We start from the raw sequence: 14,097 nt of genomic DNA, 5'->3' as shown, positions 1-14,097 counted from the left end.
CCTGGTCCGCATGGAGGAGTTACCCCTAGGGGTTCCTCCGACCCAGGTCCGGGTGAGACCCTGTCGGCGAACATTTAGGTGTACGAAGAAAGGAACTGCGCGGTGACCGAGCCGTCCACGACACCGGCGGGAGCGGGCGGGACCGGGACACCGGCCACCACCGCGACCCCCGACCCCCGAACGGCCGCGCGCCGAGGGCCCGTCGTCGCCGCGCTCATGCTCGGCATGGGGCTCGCCGCCCTCGACGGCACGATCGTCTCCACCGCCGTCCCCCAGATCGTCGGCGACCTCGGCGGACTCGCCGTCTTCTCCTGGCTGTTCTCCGGCTACCTGCTCGCCGTGACCGTGACCCTGCCGGTGTACGGAAAGCTCAGCGACACCTTCGGCCGCAAGCCCGTCCTCATCGCCGGAATCGTCCTCTTCCTCATCGGCTCCCTGCTCTGCGCCGCCGCCTGGAGCATGGCCTCCCTCATCGCCTTCCGCGTCGTCCAGGGCCTCGGCGGCGGCGCGCTCCAGGGAACGGTCCAGACGATCGCCGCCGACCTGTACCCGCTGAAGGAACGCCCGAAGATCCAGGCGAGGCTCTCCTCCGTGTGGGCCGCGTCCTCCGTCGCCGGCCCGGCGGTCGGCGGACTGCTCGCCGGATACGCCGACTGGCGCTGGATCTTCCTGATCAACGTGCCGGTCGGCCTCGTCGCGCTGTGGCTGGTCACCCGTCACCTGGTGGAGCCGAAGCGCACCACGACCGCGCCCCGCGAGAAGCCCCGGATCGACTGGGCCGGCGCGCTCGCCGTCTTCGCCACCGGCGCCCTGCTCATCACCGCGCTCGTCCAGGGCGGCGTCGCCTGGCCCTGGCTCTCCGCCCCGTCCCTCGGCCTGCTCGGCGGAGCCGCCGCCCTCGGCGCCCTCACCGTCGTCATCGAGCGCCGCGCAGCCGAACCGATCATCCCCGGCTGGGTCTGGCGCCGCCGCACGATAGCCGCCGTCAACCTCTCCCTGGGCGCCCTGGGCCTCCTGATGGTCGCACCGACGGTCTTCCTCCCGACGTACGCGCAGTCCGTCCTCGGCCTGGGGCCCATAGCCGCCGGCTTCGTCCTCTCCACCTGGACCCTGAGCTGGCCCATCACGGCCGCGCTCTCCAACCGCGTCTACAACCGCATCGGCTTCCGCGCCACCGCGATCCTCGGCATCTCGGGCGCGCTGCTCCTGCTGCTCGCGTTCCCGTTCCTGCCGTTCCCCGGCGAACCGTGGCAGCCCGCGCTCCTCATGCTCCTCCTGGGCGGGACGCTGGGCCTCTTCCAACTCCCCCTGATCGTCGGAGTCCAGTCGACGGTCCCGTACGAGGAAAGAGGCACGACGACCGCCTCGGTCCTCTTCTGCCGCCAGATCGGCCAGACCGTCGGCGCGGCCCTCTTCGGCGCGGTGGCCAACGGGGTCCTGGCGGCCCGCCTGGGCGGCGGCACCGACCTGGACACCCTGGCCCGCGCACTGGACACCCCGGCGTCCCTGACCGCCGAGACCATGGACCACCTGCGCCGGGCGGTCGACGCGGCGGTCGACTACGTCTACCTGGGCGCGGCGGGCGCGGCAGCCCTGGCGCTCCTGGCCCTACTGACGCTGGCACCGCGCCGCTTCCCGGTCCTGAAGGAGGAGACGAACGACTAGGGCAGGGGCGACTGCCGTTGCGGCCGGACCTTAACGCTCAATTCATTGCAACGCGCAGAGTGGCGACTATTGCGTTAGGTCGCACGACCGTTGCAATGAAATACGGGTGATGACCTGCGCGGATGCGCATCTGGCGCAACGAAGACGTTGCTCGATCTTTGAACGCAACGTAGCGTTTCTCTTGTCGGAAACGGCGCGGACAGAGAGTCCGGGCCCGGAGAACACAAGGAGCGCATCATGCAGAAGTTCGCCACCCCCGCCGCGATCGTCGCCGTCCTCGCCGTCCCGGCGGGCCGGATCCGGTTCATCGCCGCCGACCGGGCCGACACCACGGTCGAGGTCCTCCCCGCGAACCCGGCCAAGAGCAACGACATCAAGGCCGCCGAGCGGATCAGCGTCGACTACGCCGACGGTGTGCTGCGGATCGAGGCCGCCGAGCCGAAGAGCCGGATCCTGGGCAACTCCGGTGCGGTCGAGGTCACCGTCCAGCTCCCGGCCGGCTCCCGCGTCGAGGCCAGGACCGCCACCGCCGAACTCCGCGGCGTCGGACGCCTCGGCGACGTGACCATCGACAGCGCGCAGGGCACCGTCAAGCTCGACGAGACCGCCTCCGCCCGCCTGACGCTCCAGGCCGGTGACATCACCGTCGGCCGCCTGGGCGGCCCCGCGGAACTCCGCACCCAGCAGGGCAACATCACGATCGCCGAGGCGAAGACCGGCACGGTCACGGTCCGCACCGAGTCCGGCGACCTGGAGATCGGCGCCGCCCGCGGCGTCTCCGCCACCCTCGACGCCGGCACCACCTACGGCCGCATCACCAACACCCTCCACAACAGCGAGGGTTCGGCCGCAGGCCTGAACATCACCGCGACCACCGCCCACGGCGACATCACCGCCCGCAGCCTCTGACCACCACCCCGCCCACAGCCCTGCGACCCAGAAAGAAGGCCTGCCATGACCGTCACTGTCACCGCCACCGCCGCCGCCATCCACCCCGCTGCCTGGACCGGTACGGTCTGCGTCGACGACACCCGCCTCGCTGTCACCGACACCGGCGGCCCCGGCCGCCCCGTCGTCTACCTCAACGGCTCCTACGCCGACCAGAAGCACTGGCGCCACGTCATCACCGAACTCGGCGGCGACTACCGCCACATCACCTACGACGAGCGCGCCCGCGGCAAGTCCGCACTCTCCACCGACTACTCCTTCGCCGCCTGCCTGCGCGACCTCGACGCCGTCCTCACAGCCCGCGGCATCGAACGCCCCATCCTCGTCGGCTGGTCCTACGGCGCCATGCTCGCCGTCCACTGGGCCGCCCAACACCCCGACCGCGTCCACGGGGTCGTGTCCGTGGACGGCGCCATGCCCCACTCCTGGCTCGACGACGCCACCAAAACCCAGGTCCGCAAACTGTTCCGCCGCCTCAGCCCCGTCTTCCCCCTCGCCCGCCGGCTCGGCATGGCCGCCCGCATGAGCGCCGAACAGCACGCCGAGATCAACATCGAGGTCAACGAACTCTGCGCACCCACCCACCTCGACCCGGTCTTCGACCGCATCACCGCCCCCACCCGCTACGTCCTGGCCACCGGCGGCAACCTCGGCGGCGACCCCGCCCTGATGGAAAAGATCCGCGCCGACCTCACCCCCGCCACCACCCGCAACCCGAACATCCAGATCAGCACGAAGGTCCCCAGCAACCACTCCAAAATCCTCCGCAAGGACTACCGCGCCATCGCCGACACCACCCGCGAAATCGCCACCGCCGCCGACCACCAGGCCGCCTGAGCCGTGGCACGGCACGGCACGGCAGACGGCATCAGGAACGGCATCAGGAACGGCGCGGGTCGCTCAGGCCCCACGGGTGGACGTGTCCGGCGGGCTTCTGGTGGGACCGCCCTCTTTCCGAGAGTCGCACCTTCCACCACCGCGTCAAGGGCAAGTCGGCTCCGCCGATGGCCTACGGCCACCCTTGACCCGGCGGCTCCAGGAGCGAAAGACCTCTCGGAGGGCGGTCCGGGGGCCGGGGTCGCCGGGGTCCCGGGCAGTATCTGGGGTCGGACGGCGCCTGACAGCCCGGTGGGTGGGGGCTGGGTTCGCAGCGGAGGCGAGTCGGCCCCTTCCGCTCGGTTCGGGGTACGCGGCCGTTGAATGGGGCAGCCGAGCTTGGCCAAGCGGCGAACGTCCGCCCCTGGGCCGGGATTCAGGCCCCGCTGGTCACTCCCGGCGGGTGGATGCGTGACTAACCCGCAGCTACTCCGGGTAACAGGCGACGAGAAAGCCCCAAGGCAGACATTTACCCCTCCCTCGAAGATCGATCTGCACGAATGACTCGCCCCCACTCTCCTGCCGCGGTCGGGCATGGCGATCAACTGGGCAGTTTCGGTGTGAAGTTCGCCCGGGGGCAGGATGCTCTCACCGCCCACCGGGAGTGACCAGCGGGGCCTGAATCCCCACCGCCCACCGGCCGTGACCCGCCAAGCGCCGCCCGACTGCCCCATTCAACAGCCGCGCACCCCGGACCGACCGCCAGGTGCCCACCCGCCCCGACTACGAGCCAAGCCCCCACCCACCGGGCCGGCGGGCGCTCTCCGCCCCCCGCCGCTGCCCGGCCCCTGGCGTGACCCCGGCCCACCCCCAGGACCTACCCCAGGACCCGCCACAGGTCCGGGCGGGGCTGGTCGGCGGGGAGGGTCGCGCCCAGCGCGAGAAGCTCGGTCTCCGCCTCGTCCAGGTCGTCGACGTCGAAGCAGAGGTGGCTCTGCTGCGGCACCGTCCCCTCGGGACAGGTCGGAGCCTGGTACGCGTCGATCCTCATGAGGCTAGCCCTTCAACTCACGCCCCTGCGCGCCGAAATCGACGAGCGGACCGACCGGGGGCGGTGCGAGGATGTCGGCGCGTTCCGGAGATGACCGGGGCGAGGACATGAGCAGATTCGAGCAGTCGGAGGCAGCATGGCCAAGGAATTCCAGGTGACGTACGACTGTGCCGATCCGGGCGCACAGGCGACGTTCTGGGCTCAGGCGCTGGGCTACCGACTCCCGCCGCCGCCCGAGGAGCCGAACCTCCGGGCGGCCATCACGGATCCGGACGGCAAGGGACCGCGCATCTACTTCCAGAAGGTGCCGGAGGGCAAGACGGTGAAGAACCGCCTGCACCTGGACGTGCGCGCGGCACCCGGCCTGACCGGGGACGAGCGGATGACCGTGCTGGAGGACGAGTGCACCAGGCTGGAGAAGCTGGGCGCGAAGCGGCTGTACCGGCTCGACGCCGACGGCGTGGACGAGGGAATGATCGCCATGGCCGACCCGGAGGGCAACGAGTTCTGCCTGGACTGAGGGCAGGGCGCCGGCTTTGAAGAGGCTCCCTTGAAGAGGCTTCCGCGCGGCGGAAGCCTCTTGGCCCGCGTCCCCTAGGCCTCCTGCTCGCCCTCCTCGGTCTTCTCGGTCTTCTCGGTCTCCTCCGCCGGCGGCGCCACCCGCCCCGTCAGCGCCGCCAGCGAGTTGCGGATGTGCTCCATGTGCCCGTGGATCTCGTCCCGCGCCTCGTCGTGCTCCCGCAGCACCCGCTCCGTCTCGCGCTCGGCCCGCTCCCCCTTCATCCGGGCCTCCGCGAGGATCTCCTCCGCCCGCGCCTCCGCGTCCTCCTGGCCGTGCCGGGCCTGCTCCTCGGTCTCCGCCAGGGCGCGCTGCGCCTCCGCGAGCCGCTCCTCCGCGCGGGCCACCAGCTCCTCGTGGCGCGCGTCCAGGTCGGCCGCCTTGCCCTCCGCCGTACGCTCGGCCTCGTCCCGTACGGCCGTCTGCTCGGCCCGCTGCTCTTCGAGGAGCTCCGTCGCCCGGTGCTCGGTCTCCTCGAAGACCTCCCGCGCCGCGGACCGCTGCTCCTCCGCCTCGCGGCCCGCGTCCGTCGCCAGCTCCTCGGCCCGCTCGCGCGCGGTCGTCAGGGTGGCGCGGGCCGCCGACTCGGCCGCCGTCCGGACGCCCTCCGCGTACGCCCGGGCCGACTCCGCCGCCTCCCGGCCCGCCGCATCGGCCGCCTCCGCGAGGGACTGCGCCTCGGCCTCCGCGGCACGGACGAGCGTCTCGTCCTCCTGCTCGGCCATCTCCAGGATCTTCCGGGCCCGGTCGCTCAGCGCCTCGTACCGCTGCGGCGCGAGCGCCTCGACGGCCTCGCGCAGGCGTACCGCCTCCGCCTCCATGTCTTTCGCGAGGACGGTGAGCCGCGCCGCCCGCTCCCACGCCCCGTCGCGCTCCTCGGAGAGCGCCGCGAGGTGGCGGTCGACCTGCTCGGGGCGGTATCCGCGCCCCCGTCCGACAGCGAAATTCATCCCTGACGCCCCTTCCCTGTGACCCCAACGGCCCGAACGTCCAGGATGCGCCATCAGAACGGACAAAAGGCGCCCAACGTGGATACACGTCAAGCGCCTTTCGTCACATTCTGTCCATCTGTGCCTACAGGAGACCGTCCCACATCTGCTCGAGCAGCACGGACCACCAGTTCTCCGGCGACGACAACGCCGCCGGATCCAGCATCACCAACTGCGCCTGGAAGTCGACCGTCCAGCGCCCCGCCTGCTCCGGGTTGAGCCCGAAGCGCAGCCGCCACATCCGGCCGAGCAGCGCCATCGAGCGCGCGAACTCCGGCAGCCCGGTGTTCACGAACTGCGGCGGCACCGACTGCCCGCCCGGACCGGCCTCCACCGGCACCGCCACGATGTGCGCGGTCCCGTACTGGACGCAGATCGCCCGCCCGAAGTCCGAGCCGAGCACCAGGTACGAACTCGCGTCCGGCGCCGGCTGCACCTGCCGCTGAGCCGCCAGCTCAGCAAGCGTCGGCACCACCGGCACGGCCGGCTGCGCCCAGAAGAACGGACCGAAGTCCGCCGGCAGCCCCGCCCACATCAACGTCCGCGCCACCAGCTCCGGCACACCCTGACGCGACACCGCGTGCTGGTCGAAGCGGAGGATGCCCGGGCCGAACGCCCCGGCCAGCTCCTGCGCGATCGCCTCCGGCGGGACCGGCGGCGCCGGCTGCACCTGCGGCAGCGGCGCCCGCACCGGCGCCGGACGCGCCGGGCCGTCCGCGACCTGATGCAACTCACCCTGATGGGTGAGAAGTTGCCGCATGCCCTGCTGCCGGCCCGTGTGGTCGCGACCGTACGGGGCGATGCTCGTGATCCGCGCCTGCGGCCACGTCTCCCGGATCATCCGCGCGCAGTAACCGCCCGGCAGCTCACAGGACTCCAGCTCCGTGTGCAGTTCGAGCACCTGCTGCGGCGGCACGTTCATCGCCCGCAGCTCGTGCAGGATCTGCCACTCCGGATGCGGGGTGCCCGGCGCCGAACGCCGGATGATCTGCGCCTCGGAACCGTCGGGCGCCCGGTAGCGCAGCACCGCCTGGTAGCCGGGGCCGACCGTCGGCTGACCCGCGGCCTGCGGATACCCGTACGCGGGCGGTACGGGCCCGGGGCCGGGCGGCGGCGCGTGCCCGCCGTGCACCGGCGGCGGCGGAGCCGGCGGCCCCGGAGGCGGCGGCACCGACGGGCCACCCGGACCGGGGTGCGCCAGCATCGTCGCGGCGTGCGCCACGCCACCCGCGGGCGTACCGCCGGGCGCACCCGGCGGCGGCGGGGGCGGCGGAGGCGCACCCTGACCACCCTGACTCGGGTGCGCCAGCATCGTCGCCGCCTGGTGCACAGGCTGCGGCGGGGTCGGCGGACCGGGAGGACCGGGAGGGGCCGGCGCACCGGGCGGACCCGGCGGGGCGGGCTGCGGCGGCGTGAGCCCCTCGGGCCCGAGCTGCGACACCAGCTGCGTCGGTACGTACGCGGGGGCACCCCCCTGCGACCCACCAGGCACACCGGGCACACCCGGCGCGCCCGGCGGCGGAGGCGGCGTCGCCGGACCGCGCCCGCTCTTCGGCGGCAGCGCGGCCTTGCTCGTCGCGGCGTCCGCGATGTCCCCGGCACCCGGCACCCGCGGCGCGGGCGGCGGCGGAGGCGGCGTCATGCCGGGCCCGGCCGCCGGAACCGGAGGACCGGGAGGCGCGGGCTGGACAGGAGGCGCCACCGGAGCCGACGGCGGCGGCGCCGACGGGTCGAGGCGCGGGGCCACCGCGGTCGGCGGCAGCGCGCTGCCCCCCTTCATCAGGGCGGTCGGCGCGTCGGCACCCACCAACGGGGGCGGCGTGTCCTCGTCGTCCGTCCCCGACAACGGCGGCGCGAACACGGTCGCGGGCAACGGCACCGCCCCGTCCACACCACCGGAACTCGCGTTCGCGTCCGCCCACGGACTCGCCGCGGGAGCGGGAGCGGGAGCGGGGGTCGGGGTGGGGGTGGATACAGGCGCGGGACTGGGTACGGGTGCAGGCGCAACCGGCGGAACCACCGGAGCGGCCGCGGCCGGAGCCGTCGGCTCGTCCGCCCCCACACCAGCCGACGACGCCACCGAAACCGAAGCCTGCGAAGACACCGAATCCGACGCGTCGTCCACCGGCGCGGACGAACTCCCGCCCTCCTGCGACGCGTTCGGCCCCTGCGGCAGCCCGATCCGGTCCGCCGCGTCCTGGAGCCACTCCGGCGGGCTCAGCAGGAACGACGTCTGGTTCAGATCGATCCGGGCCGCCTGCGGCGCCGCCGGAGCGGCCGCCTCCTCCTGCGACCCGTACTCCTCCTCGTACCGGCGGATCACCTCGCCCACCGGCAGCCCCGGCCACAGCGTGGCCTCGCCGCTGTCCCGCGCGATCACCAGCCGCTGCCGGCCGCCGTCCGAGACGGGACCGCCCTGCCGGTCCTCCGACCACACCACGAAGCCCAGCTCGAACTCCCGTACCCGCACCTCACGGTGCTGGTACGCCGGCAGGTCGCCGTTGATCCATTCCTCGGCGCGCTCCTGCGCCTGCGCGAACGTCACCACAGCCAGCTCACTCCCCTACCGGGACCACGGGCACGGCGCGCGCGAAGCCGCCGTCCACCATCAGGTTCGCCACCGTCTCCAGCTCCGGCGGATTGCCGGCGAGGCGCTGGAGGAAGACGTCGAAGTCCTCGCCGCAGGGCAGCAGCAGCCGCTCCACCCGCTCGGCCACCGACCAGGCGCCCGCCTCCGGCCCGGAATCCCGCGCGTCGTCGTACGCGCAGAACCACACCGAGCCGATCGCGTCGCCCCGCACCTTCACCGCGACCAGACCGCCCTGGACGAAGGCGACGCCCAGATAGTCCTTCGTCAGATGGTCACGCAGACACTTGTTGACGTAGACGAGGTCGTTGACCCCCGCCTGCTCCCGCACCGTGAAGAACGGCTGGTCGACCAGGAGCCCCAGCTCCGCGTCGAGCGCCGCGCCCACCGGCGCGCACCCGCCCGCCGCCTTCAGGAACGAGCGGTACGCGCCGGGCAGCCGGTAGCCGAGGTCCTCCTCGACACCCTGGAGCTGCGACTCCGACACCGACACGAGCGTCTTCGGCAGGCCGAAGTGCGCGGGACGGGTCTCCTGGAGCGGCCGCGTGCCACGCTTGGCGTGATCGACGGCGGCCGTCGCCACACCGCCGTGGTGCCGCAGCAGCGCCTTCACCTCGACCGGCACCAGCTCCATCCGGCGACTGCGCGCCACGTGGTGCCAGGTCCAGCCGTGCGGGGTCGCCACCGGCGGGATCGTGTCCCACAGCTCATGACCGGTCGCCGCCATCGCCGCGTTCGCCGACACGTAGTCCGTGAGACGCAGCTCGTCGACGCCGAAGCCCTCCGGAGGATCGGCGATCTCCGCCGCCGCACGCGCGTACGGCGAGAAGTCCGGGTGGCCGTGCTCGTCGATCCGTACCCCTCTGGGGTGACGGGCGGCGCGGACCGGGTCCGGAAAATGCACGACCTGCCCGGCATAGGCCGCGTTCGGTGGCGCGGTGTCCTGCCCGAGCCGACCTGTCGTCATGGCGGTTGCCCCCTGCACTGGCGTCGCTGACTGCTGCTAGCTGCTACTGCTGCTACCGACTGATCTGGCACAGCCTATGCGCTGCCACAAGAGCCCGAACGGCCCCCGCCCGACGGTGACCAAGTGTCACGACGCCATGACAGTTGCACCATGATTCCGACACACCGGCCCCACCGTTCGCGCCCCCAGCTTCCCCATATGGCTCCCTATTTGGCAGGCTGTGCACGCAACTCGGGGGATTGCAGGAGGGGACGACACGCACCATGCAAGCAGCAACGACGCCCACACAGGGTGACCCACGCCTCAACTGGAGCAGCAGCGCCGAAGCCACACGCGCGCCCTTACTGCGTCACCGCCGCGACGGCATCCTTCCCACCGTCGGGGCCGCCCTCTCCGTACGCGGAGAGACCCTCACGTGCACCGCGGGCCGCGGCGACCGCCCGCCCCTCCTGCACGCGCTCGTCCAGGACTTCCTGGACACCCTCACCGGCAACCAGCGGGAACGCTTCACCGGGCGCTGCCCCGAGGCGATCCTGCTCTCCCGGCACCTCACCGCCACCGAGAACGGCCGCTCCAAGCGCGCCCAGCGCAAGCCCCTCACCCCCGGCGAGGCCCGCCGGTCCCTCAAACACGCCAAGCTCACCGCCCGGCGCATCCGGGAGGACGGCGACCCGCTCCACGGCAGCTACGCGGCACCCTGCCGCTCCTGTACGGCGATGCTCGCCCACTTCGGTGTCCGCACCGTCGACCCCACGACACCTGTCGAGAACGGCTGACCGCACACCCATGCCCGACCACCTCAGCACGACACGCTTCCCGGTCAACGTCGACGCCGCCCTCCGCGAGGCCGGCTGGCAGCCCGGCCGCTGGGACATCAAGCTCGCCGAGGAGTGGGCCGACGCCCTGCGCGCCCACGTCTCCCCCGCCGGCCACCGGCACAGCGTCTTCCCCGCCGCCGTCGAGGCGTGGGCGGAGTTCGGCGGCCTGCGGATCACGTCGCCCGGGCACGGGCGGCAGATAGCGCCCACGACCGTCCGCTTCGACCCGCTCGCCGGACTCCACCTGGCGCGCACCCTCGCCGACCTGGGACGCGCCCTGGAGAGCGAGCTCGCGCCGCTCGGCGAGGAGGGCGAGCACCAGGCCGTCCTGGCGATGGATGTCGAGGGGCGGGTCTACAGCCTCGACCACGCGGGCGACTGGTACCTCGGCAAGGACATCGACGCGGCGCTGTCGACGCTGATCAACGGCGTACAGCCGAACCGTCTGACGACGGGGCAGTAGAACGACGGGGCAGTAGACCCTCTACTCCCCCGTCGCCGGCAGCACCGCCGACACCCTGAACCCGCCCGCGTCCGTCGCACCCGCCACGAACACACCACCGAGCCGGGAGACCCGCTCCCGCATCCCGACGAGCCCGTTCCCCCCGCTCGGCAGCCGCGCGTCGGAACCCCCGGCGTCCGACGGGCAGGGCCCGTTCTCCACCTGGACCGCGACCTCGGCCTCCCGGTGCGCGAGCCGCACCACGACCTTGGCGCCCGCCGCGTGCTTGTGGACGTTGGTCAGCGCCTCCTGCACCACCCGGTACGCCGTGCGCTCCACTCCCGGCGGATACGCGCGCACCTCCCCCAGCACCACGAGCTCCACGACCGCCCCCGCGAGCCGCGACTGCTCGCACAGCGCCTCCAGGACGTCGAGGCGCGGACCGTCGTCCGCGGCGGCCTCCGCGGCGGCGGCAGCGGCACGCCCCACGGCGGCCAGCGGCACCGCGGCCGGAACGACCGGCGCGGCCTCCTTCCTCAGGACCCCCAGCATCTCCCGCAGCTCCGTCAACGCCTGCCGCCCCATGTCACCGACCAGGGCGGCGTTCCGCACGGCCTTCTGCGGGTCCTTCAGGGCCACCGCCTGGAGCGCCGCCGCGTGCACCACCATCAGCGACACCCGGTGCGCGACGACGTCGTGCATCTCCCGGGCGATCCGCGTCCGCTCCTCCTGCCGCGCCCACTGCGCCCGCTGCTCGGCCCGGTCGGCGAGGAGCGACAGCTCCTGCTCCAGACTGTCGGCCCGCTCGCGCAGACTCTCCATGAGCCGGCGACGGGCCCCTATGTAGAGGCCGAAGAGCACCGGCGGCGCGTTGAGCCCGAGGGTCATGAAGAGCGAGACGACTGGCACGTACCAGCCGCTCGGGTCGATGTCCGGCTGCCCGACATCGGCCTGGGCGACGTCCTGGCGCAGCCGCACGAAGGTCACCACGAACACGGCGACGGTCGACATCGAGGCCAGGACGGCGGTGATGCGGCGCGGCACCTCGGAGGCGGCGAGCGTGTACAGCCCGACGATCCCCATGAGGTAGCCCATCTCGGCGGGCGTGACGGCCATGGAGACGAGCACGACGGCGATGGGCCACCGGCGCCGCACGAGCAGCGTCGACCCGACGATCAGCCCGAACAGCACCCCGACGGGCACGGGCAGCCCGGCCTTCTCGGCGAACCCGATGCCCTGAAACCCGCACTCCAGCGCGGAGAGGAGAGCGAGCCCCACATCAAGAGCGACACTCCGCCGTTTCCCCCACCACCACCAACTCCCCGAACGAACGCCCACAGCGTCCCGGTCTGCCCCCGTCGCGGTCATGCCCTCCACCCTACGGGCGCGCCGCACATCGTCGAGTGCGCCGCAAGTACATCCATGAGCGCGCGGAGCTTTACCGTCGCATGGAAGGCGCCTGGTACGGCATAGTGGATGCCGCCGGGGCACACGACTGACGGCCTGTCCGTTTCAGCCCCATATACCATCCCCTGTGGTGTAATTGGCAGCACTGAGGCTTTTGGTGCCTTATGTCCGGGTTCGAGTCCTGGCGGGGGAGCTTCTTCACTCGGGTCCTGACCGTCACGGTCAGGACCCGCGCTCATGTCCGGGCCCCCACCCCCCGGTATCCTTCGTGCGTCCACCACCCAAAGCCGAAGGGCATTCCCGTGAGCGCCAACCGCCCGGCAGCCGTCGTCGTCCTCGCAGCGGGTGAGGGCACCCGCATGAAGTCGAAGACCCCCAAGGTCCTGCACGAGATCGCCGGACGTTCGCTCGTCGGGCACGTCGTGTCCGCCGCCCGCGAGCTGGAGCCCGAGCACCTCGTCGTGGTCGTCGGGCACGCCCGTGAGCAGGTGAAGGGTCACCTGGAGGCGCACTACACCGGGACCCGGACCGCCGTGCAGGAGGAGCAGAACGGCACGGGGCACGCCGTGCGCATGGCCCTGGAGGAGCTGGGGAAGACGCCCGACGGCACCGTCGTCGTCGTCTGCGGCGACACCCCGCTGCTCTCCGGCGAGACCCTGAAGGCCCTGGCCGGCACGCACGCCGCCGACGGCAACGCCGTGACCGTCCTGACCGCCGAGGTGCCGGACTCCACCGGCTACGGACGGATCGTGCGCGACGCCGCCGGTGCCGTCACCGCGATCGTCGAGCACAAGGACGCCTCCGCCGAGCAGCTCGCCATCCGCGAGATCAACTCCGGTGTGTTCGCGTTCGACGGGAAGCTGCTGGCCGAGGCGCTCGGTCAGGTGCGGACGGACAACAGCCAGGGCGAGGAGTACCTCACCGACGTGCTGTCGATCCTGCGCGAGGCCGGCCACCGCGTCGGTGCCTCCGTCGCCGGTGACCACCGCGAGATCCTCGGGATCAACAACCGCGTGCAGCTCGCCGAGGCCCGCGCCCTGCTGAACCAGCGGCTCCTGGAGCGGGCCATGATGGGCGGCGTCACCGTCGTCGACCCCGCCTCCGTGTTCATCGACGTGACCGTGACCTTCGAGGCCGACGCCGTCGTCCTGCCCGGTACGCAGCTGCTCGGCGCCACGCACATCGCCGAGGACGCCGTCGTCGGCCCGAACAGCCGGCTGAAGGACACCCGCGTCGGCAAGGGCGCCCGGGTGGACAACACCGTCTCCGACACCGCCGTCGTCGGCGAGGGCGCCTCCGTGGGGCCGTACGCGTACCTCCGTCCGGGCACGAACCTCGGCGCCAAGGCCAAGGCCGGCACGTACGTCGAGATGAAGAACGCGACGATCGGCGAGGGCACGAAGGTCCCCCACCTGTCGTACGTGGGCGACGCGACCATCGGCGAGTACACGAACATCGGCGCCGCGAGCGTCTTCGTGAACTACGACGGCGAGGCCAAGCACCACACCACGGTCGGCTCCCACTGCAAGACCGGCTCGGACAACATGTTTGTGGCTCCCGTCACCATCGGGGACGGCGCCTACACCGCCGCCGGGTCCGTGATCACGAAGGACGTCCCGGCCGGCGCACTGGCCGTGGCCCGGGGCCAGCAGCGGAATATCGAGGGTTGGGTGGCCCGGAAGCGGCCCGGCAGCGCTGCCGCGCAGGCCGCCCAGGTCGCTTCGGAGGACTCCGCAAGCGAAAGCTGACCGGAAACGGGTGCGTCGAACTCGGCGTACCGTGATACGTGCACACAAATTCGGCTGGTTCGCACACGCGCTCGCAGGGCGCGGGATCGCGGCCAGAGAA

The 14,097-nt window shown here is 72.4% G+C and carries 12 protein-coding genes and 1 tRNA gene; 8 read left to right on the top strand and 5 right to left on the bottom strand.

Going from position 1 to position 14,097, the window contains the following annotated elements; all coding sequences use genetic code 11:
• The first annotated feature begins 102 nt into the window (after positions 1-102).
• From OG357_RS23535 to OG357_RS23525, 3 genes are all read left to right on the top strand, one after another.
• The gene (locus OG357_RS23535; RefSeq protein WP_329623033.1) at positions 103-1,665 is read left to right on the top strand and encodes an MFS transporter; all 1,563 of its coding nucleotides are present in this window, start codon (positions 103-105) and stop codon (positions 1,663-1,665) included.
• Between the two features lie 237 nt (positions 1,666-1,902).
• Complete coding sequence (locus OG357_RS23530; protein ID WP_329623032.1) at positions 1,903-2,574, top strand: DUF4097 family beta strand repeat-containing protein; 672 nt, start codon at positions 1,903-1,905, stop codon at positions 2,572-2,574.
• A gap of 45 nt (positions 2,575-2,619) precedes the next feature.
• Entirely contained in the window at positions 2,620-3,450 is an 831-nt protein-coding gene (locus OG357_RS23525; RefSeq protein ID WP_329623031.1) for an alpha/beta fold hydrolase, read from the top strand.
• An 856-nt stretch (positions 3,451-4,306) separates the two neighbouring features.
• Here OG357_RS23525 and OG357_RS23520 read toward each other — a convergent pair.
• Complete coding sequence (locus OG357_RS23520) at positions 4,307-4,480, bottom strand: VOC family protein (protein ID WP_329623030.1); 174 nt, start codon at positions 4,478-4,480, stop codon at positions 4,307-4,309.
• Between the two features lie 136 nt (positions 4,481-4,616).
• Between OG357_RS23520 and OG357_RS23515 the strand changes: the two genes are divergently transcribed.
• Positions 4,617-5,000 (top strand): VOC family protein, encoded by a 384-nt coding sequence (locus tag OG357_RS23515; RefSeq protein WP_329623029.1) that lies wholly within the window; start codon positions 4,617-4,619, stop codon positions 4,998-5,000.
• Positions 5,001-5,074: 74 nt separating this feature from the next.
• Here OG357_RS23515 and OG357_RS23510 read toward each other — a convergent pair whose 3' ends face one another.
• The 3 genes from OG357_RS23510 to OG357_RS23500 all read right to left on the bottom strand — a co-directional run bounded on the left by OG357_RS23510 (position 5,075) and on the right by OG357_RS23500 (position 9,582).
• Entirely contained in the window at positions 5,075-5,989 is a 915-nt protein-coding gene (locus OG357_RS23510) for a cellulose-binding protein (protein WP_329623028.1), read from the bottom strand.
• A gap of 124 nt (positions 5,990-6,113) precedes the next feature.
• A complete protein-coding gene (locus tag OG357_RS23505; RefSeq protein WP_329623027.1) occupies positions 6,114-8,576 on the bottom strand; it encodes an SUKH-4 family immunity protein in 2,463 nt (820 codons plus the stop codon).
• A gap of 7 nt (positions 8,577-8,583) precedes the next feature.
• A complete protein-coding gene (locus OG357_RS23500) occupies positions 8,584-9,582 on the bottom strand; it encodes an SMI1/KNR4 family protein (protein WP_329623026.1) in 999 nt (332 codons plus the stop codon).
• Positions 9,583-9,845: 263 nt separating this feature from the next.
• On the opposite strand from OG357_RS23500, the gene OG357_RS23495 reads away from it, so the two are divergent.
• Together OG357_RS23495 and OG357_RS23490 are read left to right on the top strand one after the other, a co-directional pair.
• Positions 9,846-10,358 (top strand): YwqJ-related putative deaminase, encoded by a 513-nt coding sequence (locus OG357_RS23495; RefSeq protein WP_329623025.1) that lies wholly within the window; start codon positions 9,846-9,848, stop codon positions 10,356-10,358.
• A gap of 10 nt (positions 10,359-10,368) precedes the next feature.
• Positions 10,369-10,863, top strand: a complete 495-nt coding sequence (locus tag OG357_RS23490; RefSeq protein WP_317596084.1) for an SUKH-3 domain-containing protein — start codon at positions 10,369-10,371, stop codon at positions 10,861-10,863.
• 21 nt (positions 10,864-10,884) lie between these two features.
• On the opposite strand, the gene OG357_RS23485 is transcribed toward OG357_RS23490, so the two are convergent.
• Positions 10,885-12,210, bottom strand: coding sequence for a sensor histidine kinase (locus OG357_RS23485; protein WP_329623024.1), 1,326 nt, complete (start codon positions 12,208-12,210; stop codon positions 10,885-10,887).
• Positions 12,211-12,370: 160 nt separating this feature from the next.
• Here OG357_RS23485 and OG357_RS23480 point away from each other — a divergent pair.
• Both OG357_RS23480 and glmU read left to right on the top strand, forming a co-directional pair.
• A tRNA-Gln gene (locus tag OG357_RS23480) sits at positions 12,371-12,442 on the top strand.
• Positions 12,443-12,551: 109 nt separating this feature from the next.
• Positions 12,552-13,997: a bifunctional UDP-N-acetylglucosamine diphosphorylase/glucosamine-1-phosphate N-acetyltransferase GlmU gene (gene glmU, locus OG357_RS23475; protein WP_329623023.1), complete on the top strand. Its 1,446-nt coding sequence runs from the start codon at positions 12,552-12,554 to the stop codon at positions 13,995-13,997.
• The last annotated feature ends 100 nt before the right edge of the window (positions 13,998-14,097 follow it).

Source organism: Streptomyces sp. NBC_01255, from assembly GCF_036226445.1.
GTDB lineage: Bacteria > Actinomycetota > Actinomycetes > Streptomycetales > Streptomycetaceae > Streptomyces.
The sequence above is the reverse complement of the archived record's forward strand: the minus strand, read 5'-3'. Positions and strand labels throughout refer to the sequence as shown.